The organism is Bifidobacterium apri (assembly GCF_009299485.1).
In the GTDB taxonomy this organism is placed as follows: domain Bacteria; phylum Actinomycetota; class Actinomycetes; order Actinomycetales; family Bifidobacteriaceae; genus Bifidobacterium; species Bifidobacterium apri.
In genome coordinates this window covers 22724-39271 of sequence record NZ_WBSO01000005.1, presented here as the reverse complement: position 1 = coordinate 39271, position 16548 = coordinate 22724, and the positions used below count along the sequence as shown (strand labels likewise).

11 protein-coding genes are annotated in these 16548 nt (G+C 60.3%); 7 read left to right on the top strand and 4 right to left on the bottom strand.

The window, feature by feature from the left end; genetic code table 11:
- Nucleotides 1–2: 2 nt before the first annotated feature.
- A complete protein-coding gene (locus DSM100238_RS04820) occupies nt 3–575 on the top strand; it encodes a GtrA family protein (protein ID WP_152355625.1) in 573 nt (190 codons plus the stop codon).
- Between the two features lie 184 nt (nt 576–759).
- On the opposite strand, the gene DSM100238_RS04815 is transcribed toward DSM100238_RS04820, so the two are convergent.
- Nucleotides 760–2115 (bottom strand): GHKL domain-containing protein, encoded by a 1356-nt coding sequence (locus tag DSM100238_RS04815; protein ID WP_152355567.1) that lies wholly within the window; start codon nt 2113–2115, stop codon nt 760–762.
- Between the two features lie 6 nt (nt 2116–2121).
- The gene (locus tag DSM100238_RS04810) at nt 2122–2853 is read right to left on the bottom strand and encodes a LytR/AlgR family response regulator transcription factor (protein WP_152355566.1); all 732 of its coding nucleotides are present in this window, start codon (nt 2851–2853) and stop codon (nt 2122–2124) included.
- 431 nt (nt 2854–3284) lie between these two features.
- Here DSM100238_RS04810 and DSM100238_RS04805 point away from each other — a divergent pair, with 431 nt between their 5' ends.
- Nucleotides 3285–4412, top strand: a complete 1128-nt coding sequence (locus tag DSM100238_RS04805) for an ABC transporter ATP-binding protein (RefSeq protein WP_152355565.1) — start codon at nt 3285–3287, stop codon at nt 4410–4412.
- 123 nt (nt 4413–4535) lie between these two features.
- Nucleotides 4536–5972: a DUF4032 domain-containing protein gene (locus DSM100238_RS04800; protein ID WP_152355624.1), complete on the top strand. Its 1437-nt coding sequence runs from the start codon at nt 4536–4538 to the stop codon at nt 5970–5972.
- Nucleotides 5973–6120: 148 nt separating this feature from the next.
- Here the strand turns inward: DSM100238_RS04800 and rlmB are convergent, their stop codons facing one another.
- Nucleotides 6121–7131, bottom strand: coding sequence for a 23S rRNA (guanosine(2251)-2'-O)-methyltransferase RlmB (gene rlmB / locus DSM100238_RS04795; RefSeq protein WP_152355564.1), 1011 nt, complete (start codon nt 7129–7131; stop codon nt 6121–6123).
- Between the two features lie 254 nt (nt 7132–7385).
- On the opposite strand from rlmB, the gene DSM100238_RS04790 reads away from it, so the two are divergent.
- The 3 genes from DSM100238_RS04790 to DSM100238_RS04780 all read left to right on the top strand — a co-directional run bounded on the left by DSM100238_RS04790 (nt 7386) and on the right by DSM100238_RS04780 (nt 13457).
- Entirely contained in the window at nt 7386–10382 is a 2997-nt protein-coding gene (locus DSM100238_RS04790; RefSeq protein WP_167511043.1) for a cation-translocating P-type ATPase, read from the top strand.
- A gap of 313 nt (nt 10383–10695) precedes the next feature.
- Entirely contained in the window at nt 10696–12018 is a 1323-nt protein-coding gene (locus DSM100238_RS04785; RefSeq protein WP_152355563.1) for an MFS transporter, read from the top strand.
- Between the two features lie 698 nt (nt 12019–12716).
- Nucleotides 12717–13457 carry an alpha/beta hydrolase gene (locus DSM100238_RS04780; RefSeq protein WP_152355562.1) on the top strand — a complete coding sequence of 247 codons (741 nt, stop codon included), beginning with the start codon at nt 12717–12719 and terminating at the stop codon, nt 13455–13457.
- Between the two features lie 296 nt (nt 13458–13753).
- On the opposite strand, the gene DSM100238_RS04775 is transcribed toward DSM100238_RS04780, so the two are convergent.
- Nucleotides 13754–15832 (bottom strand): cation:proton antiporter, encoded by a 2079-nt coding sequence (locus DSM100238_RS04775; protein ID WP_152355561.1) that lies wholly within the window; start codon nt 15830–15832, stop codon nt 13754–13756.
- Nucleotides 15833–16047: 215 nt separating this feature from the next.
- Between DSM100238_RS04775 and DSM100238_RS04770 the strand changes: the two genes are divergently transcribed.
- A complete protein-coding gene (locus DSM100238_RS04770) occupies nt 16048–16530 on the top strand; it encodes a nucleoside deaminase (protein ID WP_376830991.1) in 483 nt (160 codons plus the stop codon).
- The last annotated feature ends 18 nt before the right edge of the window (nt 16531–16548 follow it).

Sequence of the window (16548 nt, the reverse complement as noted above, 5' to 3'; positions counted from 1 at the left end):
AGATGCCTGCCGAGGGTCAGACTCGGCCGGGCAAGAAGCAGCGTGAGCGCGGGCCCATCGGCCGATGGATCGACGCGCATCCGAATATCTGGGAGTTCATCCTGTTCAATGTGCTGTCGAATATTTCGACGATTACCCGCATTGTGGTCACATGGATTGGCACGGCGGTATTCGTCTCGTGGCTTGGTTTGACGCAGCCGTTCAGCTTCCTGATTTTCGACTACACCGGCAAGGGAGCCAATGGTCTCGGCGGGTTCCTGACCTTCCTGTTCGCCGAAGTGCTTGCTCAGGTGGTGAACTTCATCGTGCAGATGAAGTGGGTGTTCAAGTCGGACGCCAGCTTCGCCAATGCCGCTTGGAAGTATGCGATCCTCGCCGTGATCATCGTGGTCGTCAACCTCACGCTGCCGGGCCATATCACGTCATTGTGCGAAGGCTGGGGCATGGCTGCAGGCCTCGCTGCGACGATTGCTGCGGTGGTCAACACCTTGCTCGCCGTCATCGTCAGCTATCCGCTGCTGAAGTTCTGGATCATGCCGAAGCATGGTGATACCGGCAAGGAGGCGGGCAAGTAAGCGAATTCGCTCTCTTCTTCTCTCCTTGACGCCCGTCCGGCACGCTGTTGCCGGGCGGGCTCTCCTCTATCTTGCGGGCTTGGTCACCCGTTCCCTGCTTGTCTTTGCGCCTGTTCTCGTGCCCGGTGGTTTCCGCTCGTTGCTATCCGTTTGCCCGTTTCCCGCAGGCCGGCAGGCGGACAGATCATGCCGTGACGTTCGCATCCCGCGGAAGCAGCACGGTCAGAGTGAACCAGTGGTCTTTCGCGGTAATGCTCATTTCTCCGTTGTATTGTTCGGCGATATGCCTGATCGATTTGACGCCGAAACCGTGTGAGGCGCGATCGCGCTTCGACGTTTGCAGATTGCCGGTGGCGTCGGTGCGCAGATCGCCTTCGTAATGGTTCTCAACGCGGATGACGATGAACTGCTGCCGTGAGAACAGCGCGAGTTTGATCAGGCGTTGCTGCGGGTCCTTGATGCGGCTGGTCGCTTCGATAGCGTTGTCGATGGCGTTGCCGAACAGCGTGGCGATATCCATCGAACTCATGCCGGTCAGGAGCTTGCCGTCTGCGACCGCGGTGAAGGTGATGCCGTGATCCACGCAGACCCGGCTTTTGCTGGTGAGAATGACATCCAACACGGGATTGCCGGTCTGCTGCTGCACACTGTATTGCTGCACGGAATGTTCAAGCTGTTCGAAGCCTTGCGCCACATGCTCGGGGTCGACTTCCGCCCGCAGCGCCGTGATTTGGTGCTTCAGATCATGGGCGATTCGTCCCAGTGATTCCAGATTCTCTTTGGATTGCAGATATTCCTGGTGCTGGCTGCGCAGCTGCGCGTTGATGGAAGCGAGTTCGGCGTTCGCCGCGGCTCGTCTCGCCTGTTCCTGCTGAGCGTAGAGAATCGCGAAACCGCAGAAGTCCACGAGTGTACGAATGTAGAACACCTCTTGGCCGACGCTGCCGGAGAAGGGTGTGTTGGTCGATACGAAACTCAGGTTGCTCATTGCGAACGTGACCACAGTGATTGCGATGGTCGCGATGGTGGTGGAACGTGTCGGCTCAAGCGGTTCGGTGCGGCTGAAATTGTTGCGTTCCAGCAGCCATGCGAGTGCGAAGCAGGAACCGTAGATGACGCACAGGGTGACGATATCCGCCACGTCGCGGACGCTGCCGTACCGTGGCGCGTTCCCGCGCATGAGGAACGTGGTGATTTGCCAATGCAGCGACGCCACAAGTTCTGCGAGCACGAACGCGCGTGCCGTGACATACAGTCCTTCGCGTTTGCCGGTGCCGGCTGCGAACAGCACGATGAGATACATCACCGAGAAAGCGAGAATCATGCCGAAAATCCAGAACCACATCGGCATGACGCCGTCGAAGTATTGGATGGCGATCATGGCGGGCAGACCGGCGGCGATCACCGCGATGCTGCGCGTGCGTGGGGCGCGCCGGTCGATGACGGTGACGTAGACCAGACATGCCAGCCATTCGCAGATGGCCGTGTACAGGCGCGGAATGTCGGGCAGGGCGTTGGTGATGGAGTTGATATCGTGCATTCGCCCTCACCGTTCGTCTGGCGTGGCCGTGCCCGCGAAATAATCTGCCAGCGCGATGAGGAAGCTTTTCTTCCGTGGTCGGCTGATGCGCAGCCGTTCGCCGGAACTCATCACGCAATCCTGGCCGTCAACGCCCGTGACGTGACGCATATTGACGAGGTAGCAGGAGTTCGAACGGTAGAAGCCCTGTCCCGACAGCTGTTCCTCGAGTTCCTTGAGCGTACTGCTGATGGACAGCTTTTCGTTCAACGTATGAATGATGATCGTATGCCGCATGGATTCGATGTACACCACGTCATTGAGGCTGAGACGGAGTTTCTGCGCGCCCGCATCGACAAGCAGCGAATCCTCCGAACGCCGGCGGACCATGCCGATGCAACGTTTCATCTCCTGGCTGAACGCGAACCAGGGGACGGGTTTGAGTAGGTAGGACAGCGCCCGCACCTTGTACCCGCTGATGGCGTACTGGGGTGCGGCGGTGATGAACACGATGACCACGTCATCGTCGACCTGTCTGATTCTCCGGGCGGCTTCCATGCCGTCCATGCGTTTCATCTCGATATCAAGCAGCAGAATGTCGTACACGGGCTTGTAATGTTCGACGATTTCTTCGCCGTCACTGAAAACGGAGACCGCGAATTCGACATTCTGTTCGCGCTGGTACCGGTTGAGATAGTCGATGACCTGCTGGCAGGCCGATGTGTCGTCTTCGACTACGCCGACGCGGATCGTTCGCATGGAGCTGCCTCCCTGTGCATCGTGCGTTGTATGCGGGCTCGTTGCGGCAATGCGGAGCCGATGTCGCAACGAACCCGCAAAATTCGGTGGTATATGGTTCCACATTATCAGGTCGGCCGCCGTTGCGAGGGCGATGTTATCCGCAGGCTATAAAGAATTGGCGGGCGTATACGCCGGGTTTTTCCGTCCGTCAGAAGCGCTCGCAAAAGTACCCGATTTTCGGCTTGGCACAACACGTCAAACGACACACCCTTGCCAATGTCAAATCCTCGTGTATAGTGGAGCTTGGCTCAAAGAAGAGAACCTTCAATGGACCGGAACAAGTAAACGCCGAAGCTTGCAGTTTCCGACGCCGGATACTACGAGTGAACGCACTAAACCCTCTCACTACGGATCGTGAGGCACGTACCTGCCTCTGAAAGGATGACATTATGGCAGAAGTCGTATTCGACCACGTCACGCGTATCTACCCGGGCAACGACAAGCCCTCGGTTGATGATCTCAATCTTGATATCAAGGATGGCGAGTTCCTCGTGCTCGTCGGCCCGTCTGGCTGCGGCAAGTCCACAACGTTGCGTATGCTCGCCGGCCTCGAGGAAGTCAACAAGGGTCGCATCTTCATCGGTGGCAAGGACGTCACTACCATGCAGCCGAAGGATCGCGACATCGCAATGGTGTTCCAGAACTACGCGCTGTACCCGCACATGACCGTCGCCGACAACATGGGCTTCGCCCTGAAGATCGCCGGCACCCCGAAGGAAGAGATTCGCAAGCGCGTCGAGAAGGCCGCTGAGATCCTCGACCTCACCGAGTTCCTCGACCGCAAGCCGAAGGCTCTGTCCGGTGGTCAGCGTCAGCGTGTCGCCATGGGCCGTGCAATCGTTCGTGAACCGAAGGTCTTCCTCATGGATGAGCCGCTGTCCAACTTGGACGCGAAGCTCCGTGTGCAGACCCGTACGCAGATCGCAGCTCTGCAGCGTCAGCTCGGTGTCACCACCCTGTACGTGACGCACGACCAGACCGAAGCTCTGACGATGGGCGACCGCATCGCCGTCATCAAGCTCGGCAAGCTGCAGCAGGTCGGCGCTCCGACCGAGCTGTATGATCGCCCGGCGAACGTCTTCGTGGCCGGCTTCATCGGCTCCCCGTCGATGAACCTGAACACCCACCCGGTGGTCAACGGCAAGGCGAAGATCGGCGACGATACGCTCGATCTGCCGGCAGAGGCCGTGAACAAGCTCACCCCGGAAGACGGCGGCAAGATCGTTGTCGGCTTCCGTCCGGAAGATGGCTCCCTGGCAGCTCCGAACGAGTCGAACGCATTCTCGCTCAAGGTCGTCAACGTCGAGGATCTCGGCTCTGACGGCTACATCTACGGCAACATCATCACCGATGGCTCGGTTGCCGAAGCCACCACGCTGATGTCCGATCAGAACAAGCTCACCACGATTCGCGTGAACCCGCGCGTGCTTCCGCGCGTCGGCGAGGTCGTCAAGATCAAGATCGACCCATCGAAGATGCACCTGTTCGCGCCGTCCACTGAGCTGCGTCTGAACTAGGAACTTGACGGAAGCGATTCCGTCAACCATTAACGCGAGGCTTCTCTTCCTCTCTTTCGGCCTCGTTGGAAAAGCCCCGCATTGCTGCGGGGCTTTTCTGTTGGAAAGGGTAGCATGAAGAGCATGGAAACGAATGACCAGTCACAGCTTGACCCGCGCGCAGTGAATGCGACATCCGTCAACGCGGAGGATGATTCCACCGAGTCAAAAGAACCAGAAGCGCTGAAGATCACGGCGGCAAGTTCGAACCCGAAGATGTTCACGCTGCCGTGGAACCAGCCGCTGGCCACATGGCCCGATAATCTGCTCGTGAACTTGCCGCGAGGCATCTCCAGGCACGTGGTGCGGTTCGTGCGCGTCGGCACTGACGTCTACGCGATGAAGGAAATCACACGGAGCGTCGCGGAACGGGAGTATGAGTTGCTCCGGCGTCTGCGCAAGCTTGATTTGCCCACGGTTACGCCGATCGCCGTCGTCACCGGGCGTCACGACAAGGACGGCAATCCGCTTGAAGCGATGCTTGTGACCGAGCATCTGAAATACTCGCTGCCGTACCGCGCATTGTTCGCACGGAATCTGCGGACCGACACCGCGGAGCGGCTCATCGACGCGCTTGCCGTGCTGATGGTCCGTTTGCATCTCGCCGGCTTCTACTGGGGCGATGTCTCGTTGTCAAACGTGCTGTTCCTCCAGGACGCCGACGCGTATTCCGCATTCCTGGTGGACGCCGAAACCGGTGATTTGCACGCGAACCTGACCGAAGGCCAGCGCGAATACGATATCGATCTGGCACGAACGAATATCATCGGCGAACTCATGGATTTGAGCTCCGGCAAACTGCTCCCGGGAGATGTGGACGAGGTCGAAGTCGGCAACCGGCTGGTCGACCGTTATCATTCCCTGTGGAGTGCGCTCACCGATGTCGATACGTTCAACCCCGACGAAATGTGGAAGATCGAGAAACGTGTCAACAAGCTCAACGAACTCGGCTTCGACGTGGACGAGCTCGAGGTGAAAACCGCCGCGGACGGCACGCATGTCCTCGTGCGGCCGCGCGTGGTCGATGCCGGATACGCGTCTCGCAAGCTGATGCGTCTGACCGGCCTTGACGTGCAAGAAAACCAGGCCCGTCGCCTGTTGAACGATCTCGATACGTACCGCGCATCATCATGGCGCCAAAACGAGGATCTTGAAGTGGTGGCGACCGATTGGATGCGGGACGTCTACGAGCCGACCGTGCGCATGATTCCGGAAGAGTACCGTTCGCAGATTGAGCCGGCGCAGTTCTTCCACGAAGTGTTGGACCACCGCTGGTTCCTTGCCGAAAATGCCGGACATGACATTCCAATGGCGGAAGCGGTGCAAAGCTATGTCAAGAATGTGCTTCCCCAGTACAAGCTCGACAAGAAGGCGATGAAGGATATCAACGCGGACGCCGATTCTGGCGTCATCGACGACGAATTCACCTATGCCGATGACTCAGTTCGCAGCGATCAAGACACGGACGGCGACGGGTACAATCCCGAGGACGACCCCGATGCCGCCGTCTGGAGCCACTGACATGCGGAACTGATGGGCGGAACTGGCTGAGATCAGCCTGAGCCGCCCCCGACCCTGATACCGTCGCACGCCATACACAAACTGGTTACGCTGGGACCCTTCCCAGCGTAACCAGTTTGTGTATGGGAGCTGTGCGGTTGGCTGTTGGTTACTTGGCAGCCGCTTGCGCCTGCTGTTGTGCGGCCTCACGACGGGCGCGCGCCACTGCGTACAGGCTGATACCAGCGGCGACCGAGGCGTTCAACGATTCGACCTGGCTGTCAATCGGGATGCCGGCGATGGCATCACACGATTCCCGCACAAGCCGGCTGATGCCCTTGCCTTCGGAACCGAGCACAACGACGAGCGGATCGGTTTCAAACCCGGTTTCACCGACAAGCGCATCTCCGCCGCCGTCAAGCCCGACAACGTAATATCCGCGCTCTTTCAACGCCTCAATTGCCTTGGTCAGGTTGACCACGCGCGCAACCGGCAGATGGGCCGCAGCGCCCGCGGACACCTTCCAAGCCGCCGCGGTGACAGAAGCGGAACGACGCTCGGGCAGAATCACACCGTTCGCGCCGAACGCTGCCGCGGAACGAATCACAGCGCCAAGATTCTGCGGGTCGGTCACACCGTCAAGGGTGATGAACAACGGGCGGGCCGAAAGACGTATTGCCGCGGAATCGACCTGCTCCATGGCTTTCGCGCGTGTCTCCGCCTTGTCGGCGAGATCACGCAGCGACGCGTACTCGTAGGGCTGCACCTTGAGAATGATGCCCTGATGATTGCCGGAATGCGCGATATGATCCATTTCCAAGCGATCGGCCTCCAGCAAGTGAAGCCCTTGCGCGGTGGCGATCTTGATGATTTCGCGTGTGCGGTCATCGTGCTCGATATGCGAAGCGATATACAACTGGGTGCTCGGCACGCCGACGCGAAGCGCCTCGAGAACGGAGTTGCGTCCGATGACCAGATCGGCGCCGTCGGAGGTGTACTTTGCCGCCCGGCGACGTGCGGCGAGACGCGGATCGGCGGCCTTGCGGCGGTCCGCCGCCTGCTTCGCCTTATATGCCTTGTGATAGACGCGGTTCTCGGCCTTCGGAGTCGGTCCTTTGCCCCGAAGCGCGTTACGATGTTTGCCGCCCGAACCTTTGGTCGGGCCTTTCTTATTAGCCATACCGTCCATTATCTCATGGGCGATGGAGCAATCGGCGGTTGCAGCGGCGGCGGCCAAAGGCGGAGTGTCGCCGGGGAATCGGGGATTTCAGCGTTTCGTGAACGCTGCAGTAGGGGGTGGTTTTGTAAAATACGAGTAATGCGTCGCAGGCAATCGCCCGGCGCCCATAACCGCGCAGCCTTGCCGTGCCGGTATCGTCATCAGATGCAGCGGCACAAGGGCTGACTACTCCGCGGCTGACTGAGGAGACCATCATGGTTGATCACCAGCTCGATCAATCCCCATCCCATGCCCCCCAAGCTCAACCGGCAGATACCGGCGAGCGACATGCATCCGCCATATTTGACACCGACCCGTCGCTCACCGACGCGTCGGATGTCGCCAAAGCGCTGCATGTCGATCCCGCCGTCGGGCTGAGCACGCAGGAGGCGAAACGTCGCAAGGAACAGTTCGGCCCCAACCAACTGGCCAGCGCACCCCCGGTGCCCAAATGGAAAAAGTTCCTTGCCCAGTTCCGCGACCCGCTGGTCTACCTGCTGCTCGTTGCCACGGCCATATCACTGGTCGCCTGGTTCATCGAACGGGCGAACGCGCAACCCGGCTCATCCACCGAAGCGCTCCCGTTCGACGCGATCGTCATCGTGCTGATCCTCATCATCAACGCGGTTCTCGGCTACGTGCAGGAAGCGAAGGCGGAGCAGGCGGTGGCGGCGCTCGCCAGCATGACTGCCCCGCAGACCTCGGTGCTGCGTGACGGCCAAGTCATGCGTATCGATACCGCTGACATCGTGCCGGGCGATATTCTCATCCTGGGCGAAGGCGATTCCGTGTCCGCGGACGGCAGGCTGCTCGCTGCGGCATCCCTGCGCATTGCGGAGGCAAGCCTGACCGGAGAATCCGTGCCGGTCGCCAAGAAACCTGAAACGCTTGACAGCGCCAAAGCTTTGGGCGATCGCATGAACATGGTGTTCAACGGCACATCCGTCACGCAAGGCACCGGTCGCGCAATCGTCACCGGTACAGGCATGGACACGCAGGTCGGCAAGATCGCGGACATGCTGTCGCAGACCGAAGACGAGCAAACCCCGCTGCAGAAGGAAATGGCGCACGTCTCCAAGGTGCTGGGCATCGCCGTGTGCATAATCGCCGCAGTGGTTCTGGCTGCGCTTGCACTGATGGAAGGTTTCCACAGTGTCGATGACATCATCGAATCCCTGCTGCTTGCGGTCTCGCTTGCGGTCGCCGCAGTGCCCGAAGGCCTCGCCGCAATTCTCACCGTGGTGCTGGCGCTTGGCGTCCAGCGCATGGCCAAGCATCATGCGATTGTCAAGAAGCTGTCGTCCGTCGAAACGCTCGGCTCGGCTTCGGTGATTTGCTCCGACAAAACCGGCACCCTCACACGCAACGAGATGACCGTCGAACGCGTGGTCACGCCGAGTGGCGAAGTGCAGTTGACCGGCACAGGGTACGCCCCTGAAGGCAGGATGGTCACGGTCGGAGCCGCCGACGGCGACTTGGAGGTACCGGCAGACATCCGTGCTGAGGTTTACGCCACCTTGGGCGCCGGAGCCATGGCGAACGATGGCGAACTGCGTGAGGGCGACAAGCCGGGTACGTGGGACATCGTGGGCGATCCGACCGAAGTGTCGTTGATCGTCGCGGCGCGTAAAACGAAAACCGATCGCCGCTTCGAGAACTTCCAGCGGGTCGGCGAAGTGCCGTTCACTTCGGAGCGCAAGCGCATGTCTGTTGTTGCCAAAGACAATGCAGATTCCGGCAAACTCACCATATTCGCCAAAGGCGCTCCGGATGTGCTGCTCGCATACTGCACAAGAATCGCCGTAGGCGGCGCAGTACGGCCAATCACCGAAGGCGACCGGCAGGAAATCCTGCATCAGGTCGAACGGCTGTCGAACGAGGCTTACCGCACACTCGGCGAGGCTTACCGTCCGCTTGATACGGCTTCCATCGCGGATGTTCCGGGCATGATTTCCAATGCGGCCGGCGAAGTGCTTGATATCGCCGACCAGAGCGATGCACTGGAACGTGACATGATTTGGACCGGTATGGTCGGTATCATCGACCCGCCACGCACCGAAGTACGCGATAGTGTCGCCGAAGCGCACCGCGCGGGTATTCGCACGGTCATGATTACCGGCGACCATCCGCTGACTGCCGCGCGTATCGCCACCGATCTCGGCATCATCGACAACGGCGGCAAAGCCCTGACCGGCGACCAGCTCGACGCCATGGACCAGCAGGCCTTCGACAAGGCGACATCCGAAGTGTCCGTGTACGCGCGCGTCGCCCCGGAGCACAAGCTCAAGATTGTCGACTCCCTGCAACGGCAAGGCAATATCGTGGCGATGACCGGCGACGGCGTCAACGACGCCCCTGCGGTCAAGACCGCGGATATCGGCGTGGCGATGGGCATCACCGGCACCGAAGTGACCAAAGAATCCGCCAAGATGATTCTGGCGGACGACAACTTCTCGACCATCGTGGCGGCCGTGCGCGAAGGTCGTGGCATCTTCGACAACATACGCAAGTTCTTGCGCTACCTGCTCAGTTCGAACGTCGGTGAGGTGTTCACCGTGTTCTTCGGCGTGGTCCTTGCCGGTTTCCTCGGCATCACCCAGCCGGGTTCAGCGGGTGTCACCGTGCCGCTGCTGGCGACACAACTGTTGTGGATCAACCTGCTCACGGATGCCGCGCCGGCGCTTGCGATGGGCGTCGACCCGCAGACCGAGGACGTGATGAACCGCAAGCCGCGCAAGCTCACCGACCGGGTGATTGACCGCTCCATGTGGGGTGACATCGTGTTCATCGGCGTCATCATGGCAGCGGTCACACTGATCGGCATGGATATGCATTTGTCCGGCGGCTTGTTCACCGACCGTTCCGTCAACGCCATCGGGCATGACGCGCAGATGGTGGAGGCGCGCACGATGGGCTTCACCATCCTGGTGTTCGCGCAGCTGTTCAACGCGCTCGCCTCGCGCTCGGCGCGCCAATCCGCGTTCGTCGGCCTGTTCTCCAACGGCTGGCTGTGGGGCGCTATCGCACTGTCCATCGTTCTGCAGCTTGCGGTGATTTACCTGCCGTTCCTCAACACGGCTTTCGGCACCACCCCGCTCAGCGGCGGCGCTTGGCTGGAATGCGTCGGATTGGCCGCCATCGTGCTGGTCGCATCCGAATTGCGCAAGCTGGTGCTTCGTGCCGTGGAACGCGGCAAGGAATCCGCGAAATGACGCTGATACAGTGCAAACAACGCAAACAGCGCGACAGCGGATGACGTGACACATCATGCGGAAGGCCCTGATTCGCACGTGACAGCGTGCGGGACGTGCAGGGCTTGATTGCGGGACGTTGTACGGCGACCGGGAGACCGGCATTCGTCGTACAACGTCTTCGCATATATGCCATGCCATCACGGCGTGTTCGCGTCGGCGGCGACATATGGTGAAACGATGGTGACAGCGACCCGCGCAGTGCCGGGAAGCTGTCGGGCATGAACGATAATTGCTCTTGCATAAGCATGATTGAAACGTGAATGAGGGCATGATGACAGACGACGGAAAGGCGTTCCCCATCGGTTCCAGGAGCTCTGCAGACCCGCAGGCGGACGGAATGCCGGAAACCGGAGAAGATGAGGTTTCCCGGTCGCGGCAGACCATATCGGATGAGGATGATTTCAACCAAGATGACGATCGTCTCTATGCTGACTCCGCTGACTATGTTGACTATGCCGACTCTGCCGACGACAATCCGTGGCAAGACCCGCTTCATCCTTGGAATGGCCTGTACGACCGTGCCCAGGCGTCTCCTCAGCCGGACGACGATGTGATGGCCAGACTGCAACAAGAGAACGATGGATTGTCGTTATCGCCGCAAGCGTCGGCGGCTTATGCCGCCGGGATATCTGCCGCCGGCGGGCAGACGGAGGATAATGATTCCGCGCAACAGCCCGCACGTCCGCAACTGGCTCAGACAGGTGCAGCCGACATTGCCGATTCCGGCGCCGGCAACCCATCGGATCCTCGGCGGGCATCAGCCGATGGCGGCCACACCGCCGGCGATAAACCGGATCGTCTGGATGAACCAGCGGTGCATGAGCATGAATTTCACGCCGGCGAGGGGCGGGACCCGCACGCGTTGGCGGCGCCCAAACCCAAGCGGCAGCGCAAGCCCATCCCCGCGGAACGGTGGATTGCCGGCGGTGCCGCGCTGAGCGCGTTGGTGTCGCTCATCGCGGCGTCATGCGCGGCAGTGCGTGCGGTCGCACCCGGCAAGATGTCTCAACTGGCGGTGTTGCCAGTCTCGGGTTACACCGCGATTGGTTGTGTGTTTGCGATCTTGGCCGTCATTCTTGTCGTCGCCGCCCGCGTTGCGGATTCAAAGCGCCGCAAAGGAGGCCACGCAGGTACCGTCGCCATCGTGCTGACCGCGTTGGCCGGCATGTTGATCGCCAGCGCGCTGGTGGTCGGCAACTTCTTCCCGGACGGCATCATCAAGGCTTCAGGACGCGATGATGCTCCGGTCAACAGCGTGTCGCGTATGGAAACCGATATCGAGGCATCAACCCAGCGGTGTTCTGACGGCTGGCAGTCCATGGATGTCAGCGGATATCCAGGCATCAGCGCCGTGGCGGTGTGCAAAACCACGCGGATGGCGTTCGTCACCTTCGACAGCGCATCAGCCGCTTCGATGTACCGCAACGCGATCACATCGAAAATCTCGTCCACGTTGGACAGCTATTCCAGCGACGCGCGCGCCCAAGGCGACTGGTGTCTCCTCAGCGGCGGACGTTGGATCGCCTTCGGGCAGAAATCCGATATCGAAGCCTTGCGCGAACAGTGGGGCGGCACCATCAGCACCGTACAGTGAGCGTCCATACGGATTGTGCGATGAGTTGCGCGACGGGAGTCATACGGTGGATACCCGGCGTGATGCGTAATGTCTGGCTTCGACACTCAATCCGGAACGGTAACGGTGATGTGTTTGCTCTCTCCACTGCGTGAAAGGTGAATCGATCTGTGCACTTGGCGTGTCTGCGTAACCCGGCTTCGCTGGGGAGTGCAGGACACGTCCACGTCCACATCGCCAAGCGGTGAGATGTACGATGCGAATTTCCCTTGTTCGTTGGAGATATATGACTCAAGGGTGTGCACTTTTCCATCTTGCGGAGTGAAATCACACGTGCATCCGCTGATTGGCTTGCCGTCGCTGTCACTCACCGTTACAGTGACAGTCGCTTCTTGCGATGAAGTCCAGGGCGACGTCCCTCCGGGAGACTCCCACAATCGGCGGCAAGGAACGCAAACCATCACAAGCGCGATGAGAACGACGGCAATGATTGAGATGGTAACAATGCTCGCTTTGCTGTGTGTTGTAGCGGTGTTGTTGATGTTCGTCATGTGGTGCCCCAATCATGCCAGAACGGCTTAAAACCGTGTGATGATGAACGCTATTATCGCACGGGAAAAGAACGTCTCTCCATCGAGTGTTGGTACGGTTCGTGTGGCGAGAGCGCGTATGGTTCGTTTTGGTGCGAGGTCGAGCAGCAAGCGGGTATATTGGGCGATATGAGTGAATCTTCGCAGCTGGTGGGTCGTGAATCGAACGTAGTGCCGGGGCGGTTCGGCGAACCGATGCAGGTGCGTGAAGCCCAATGGTCGCGCGGAGGCGGCAACGCGCAGCCCAATCGTCCGATGCTGCTGTGCCTGCACGGCTGGGGGTCGAACGAGCAGGATCTGGCGGATATGATGCGCTACGTGGCGCCTTACAACGATTTCGCATCGCTGCGTGCGCCGCTCGTCTTGCAGGAGGAGCGCGGGTCGGTTCCGGGTGCTTACACGTGGTTCCACGATTGCGTGCCGACCGGCGAGGATCTGGATCGTGACGCCTTCGCCGCCGCCAACGCAATCGATGCGTGGGTGTCGGAGCATATCCCCGCAGAGCGTGACGTGGTGCCGATCGGCTTCTCCCAGGGTGGATTGCTGGCCATCCACTTGCTGCGCGTGCATCCGGAGCGATACCGCGCTTCGATTTCGCTGTCCGGCTTCCTCGCCCCTGCGCAGGTTCCGGGCACAGCTCCTGCGGATGACCGGCTCGCCGACCTGCAAATCCCGACCTTCTTCGGTTACGGTCAAGCCGACACCGTGATTCCGGCGTATGAGATCCACGCGATGTCTGCGTGGCTGGAGGAACACACTTGGCTGACGGAGAAAAGCTACCGCGGCCTCGACCACGCGGTGAGCTTGCAAGAATTCAACGACCTGCGCCAGTGGCTGATGTTGCACAACATCACGTCCGGTATGCTGTGAATCGGGGTGGCGGCGCGGAATCGGGGTGACTCGGTGCCCGGTGCACTGTGCAACGTGCCTGCTGTGTGAGGATTGGCTCACACAGTGGGGGTTGCATCACTTGAATCTGGCTGATTTCGGCCCAACAAGGATGAGTTTGTGAGGATTCGCTCACACAATGGGGGTTCGGACGGCTTGAATCTGCTGATTGCAGCCTGTCGGGTGCCATCGTGTGAGGATTGGCTCACACCATGCGTATCGGATGTCCCGGATTTGCGCTTCGAACGATCATCCGGCGCATCCATGTGAGGATTCGCTCACACACCGGAATCCGCATCCACCTGCATCACGTACACGTTGCGCCGCAACTGCCGCAACTGGGCGCGACTGATCCGCCCGTCCTCGAACAAATCTTGGATAATGCCCAGCTCAATCGCATAACTGTCGCGTTTGACGTCCTCCACCTCATTGATGGTTTCGGCGCTGCGCTCCACATTCGGCCGGTTGCGCAGCGACGCTTCGGCGCGCTGATAATCAAGGATCAATGCCGAACAATCCTCAGTATTGTACGTGCCGGCATGCATCTGCTCATACAGCTTGCCGATGACCACATGAATCGCTTCGAGCTGGGTGCCTCGTACCGCCGCATAGATTTCGTCCTCGCTCATCAGCGGAGCCGTGCGCAGAATCTTGCTGTAGATCCGCCTCGCCAACAGTGATGTGCGGCGTTGCAGCGCGCGCAACCTGCCGCGAATCTGCGATACCGCTTGTGAATTGCCGAATCCCGCGGTCGCATGACGCAAGGTGGTCATCAGCTGGTCAAGCATGCGCTCGCAAGCCTCGACATGCAGGTCGCGCTGATGGGATGCCGCCGGCGTGCCGGTCTCTTCGTTTTTCAGGTCGATGATTCGCTGTTTGAGGAAGTCTTTCTCCCATGTCAACGCTTCGATTTGCAAGGCTTCGAAACCTTGTGGATCGGCGCTGCCAAGGCGGTGTTTCAGCCGTGTGATGCGCTTCGTATACGAATCGATGACCACGAGCACCGCACGTCGGTTTTCCGGGGTGACGCGACGGGTCAGCTCCTCGACGGTCTGACGCAGCACTTCCACGGTGATGTCATCCATTTCCTTGGTGCTGTGCCGGTGATTCGGGGCGAGCAACGGCAGCAGGAAATTCGCGAGCAGCAGCGTGACGATGATGACGCCGGCAGCCACGAAAATCAGCTCATCGCGCATCGGGAAATCAGCGCCCGCGGCGATGGTGTACGGGATGGTGAACATCAGGGATAGCGTGATGGTACCTTTCGGTCCGCCGAAGGTCATGATCGCGGCGGAACGCCACCGTTGAGCGGTCATCCGTCGCCGTTGCCCGGTGCGCTGGTCGCGGGCGATGCGCAGCATGGCGGCCACCCACACGAATCGCATGACGACCACCACCGCAGACACCAAGGCGATAATGCCCAGCAGCATCGAGTTGCTCTCAGTGGGATCCGACCATGTGGTGCCGAGCACGTCGGGCAGCATCATGCCCAGCATGATGAACACGGAACCGTTCAACGCGAACGACAGCACCGCCCACACGCTGGAGGAGACAATGTTGGTGCGGGCGACATTCGGGCCGACCCCACTGCGGTCATAGCGCGCGATGAGCCCGGCCGCGACCACGGTCAGAATGCCGGATACGCCGATCGCTTCGGCGCCCAAATACAGCAGGAACGGCAGGAACAATTCCATCAGGATGCGTGACGTGGTGGTTTCCCAGCCGAAGGATCGCATCAATCCGAACAGCCAGTTGGCGAACACGCCGAACACCAAGCCGAGCACAGTCCCGCCAAAGAACGAGACCGCGAACTCCCCGGCGGCCGCCCCGATGGAGAATGTGCCGGTGATTGCGGCGAGAATCGAAAATTGGAAGCCGACAATGCCGGAAGCGTCATTGAACAAGGATTCGCCTTTGAGGATCCCGCGCTGCCGTTCACTCAGCGTGGCTTCATGGCTCAGGGACGCCACCGCGACCGCGTCAGTCGGGCCGAGGGCGGCACCCAATGCGAACGCGGCTGCAAGTGGTACGGCGGGCCATGCGGCATGCGTCACATACCCTACGGCGATCATTGTGGCGATTGCCAGGCCAATGGCAAGCGACAGCGATAGTTTCAGGTTCTTCAGCAATGCTGTTTTATCAATGCTGCGTGCCTCAAGATAGAGTAGCGGAGCGATGAACAGCACCATGAACAGTTCCGGGTCCAGCGTGGCGTCAGGGAAGAACGGCAGTCGCGATGCCAGCGCACCGAGCACGATTTGCACGAGCGGCGTGGACACTTTGGGAATGAACCGGCTGAGGAACGATGACACCACGACCGCGCCGACAATGCACAGGACGAGGGTCAGTTCCGTCATGATGCCGCCTTCCGTTCCTTGGGCTGGGTGATGTGGCGCGTTGCGCTGACGCATGATGCATGCGGCTGTTCCCAGCGTACCGGGTGCAGATGAATTCTGTTCGCTGCCGGCTACGGATTGGCTGTAGATCAGGTACGGATTGGTGGCAGGGGATTTGACGGCAGAGGATTGTGCGCTGTTCCGCGCGTGGGGACTCTGCCACTACACTGGCTGATATGGCGGAAACGGGACATTACGCAACAATCGGTGGGACGCTGCGCGAGTCGATGCGGCTGGCGCTGGATCTTGCGCATGAAGCGGCACGCGATGGGGAAGTGCCGGTCGGGGCAGTGGTCATCGGCGCTGACGGCGCGGTGCTTGGCCGTGGCCGCAACCGGCGTGAACATGGCGGCGACCCATTGGCCCACGCCGAAGTCGAGGCGATGCGTCAAGCCGCCGGCACGCTGGGAAACTGGAATCTTGCCGATTGCACACTGGTTGTGACCTTGGAACCGTGCCCGATGTGCGCCGGGGCGTGCTTGCAAACCCATATCGGGCGTATCGTGTTCGGCGCTTGGGATGCCAAACTGGGTGCGTGCGGTTCAGTATGGGATATCCCACGTGACCCGCACGTCGGCTCGTTCCCCGAAGTGTACGGCGGCGTATGCGAAACCGAATGCGCCCGTCTGCTTGCCGATTTCTTCAGTCGCAGACGGTGAACAAACCGTCTGCGACTG

What these genes read in the sequence shown, in the direction of transcription:
- DSM100238_RS04820 (WP_152355625.1), top strand. Translation starts at nt 3, where the DNA reads ATGCCTGCCGAGGGTCAGACTCGGCCGGGCAAGAAGCAGCGTGAGCGC.
- DSM100238_RS04815 (WP_152355567.1), bottom strand. Translation starts at nt 2,115, where the DNA reads ATGCACGATATCAACTCCATCACCAACGCCCTGCCCGACATTCCGCGC.
- DSM100238_RS04810 (WP_152355566.1), bottom strand. Translation starts at nt 2,853, where the DNA reads ATGCGAACGATCCGCGTCGGCGTAGTCGAAGACGACACATCGGCCTGC.
- DSM100238_RS04805 (WP_152355565.1), top strand. Translation starts at nt 3,285, where the DNA reads ATGGCAGAAGTCGTATTCGACCACGTCACGCGTATCTACCCGGGCAAC.
- DSM100238_RS04800 (WP_152355624.1), top strand. Translation starts at nt 4,536, where the DNA reads ATGGAAACGAATGACCAGTCACAGCTTGACCCGCGCGCAGTGAATGCG.
- rlmB (WP_152355564.1), bottom strand. Translation starts at nt 7,131, where the DNA reads ATGGCTAATAAGAAAGGCCCGACCAAAGGTTCGGGCGGCAAACATCGT.
- DSM100238_RS04790 (WP_167511043.1), top strand. Translation starts at nt 7,386, where the DNA reads ATGGTTGATCACCAGCTCGATCAATCCCCATCCCATGCCCCCCAAGCT.
- DSM100238_RS04785 (WP_152355563.1), top strand. Translation starts at nt 10,696, where the DNA reads ATGACAGACGACGGAAAGGCGTTCCCCATCGGTTCCAGGAGCTCTGCA.
- DSM100238_RS04780 (WP_152355562.1), top strand. Translation starts at nt 12,717, where the DNA reads ATGAGTGAATCTTCGCAGCTGGTGGGTCGTGAATCGAACGTAGTGCCG.
- DSM100238_RS04775 (WP_152355561.1), bottom strand. Translation starts at nt 15,832, where the DNA reads ATGACGGAACTGACCCTCGTCCTGTGCATTGTCGGCGCGGTCGTGGTG.
- DSM100238_RS04770 (WP_376830991.1), top strand. Translation starts at nt 16,048, where the DNA reads ATGGCGGAAACGGGACATTACGCAACAATCGGTGGGACGCTGCGCGAG.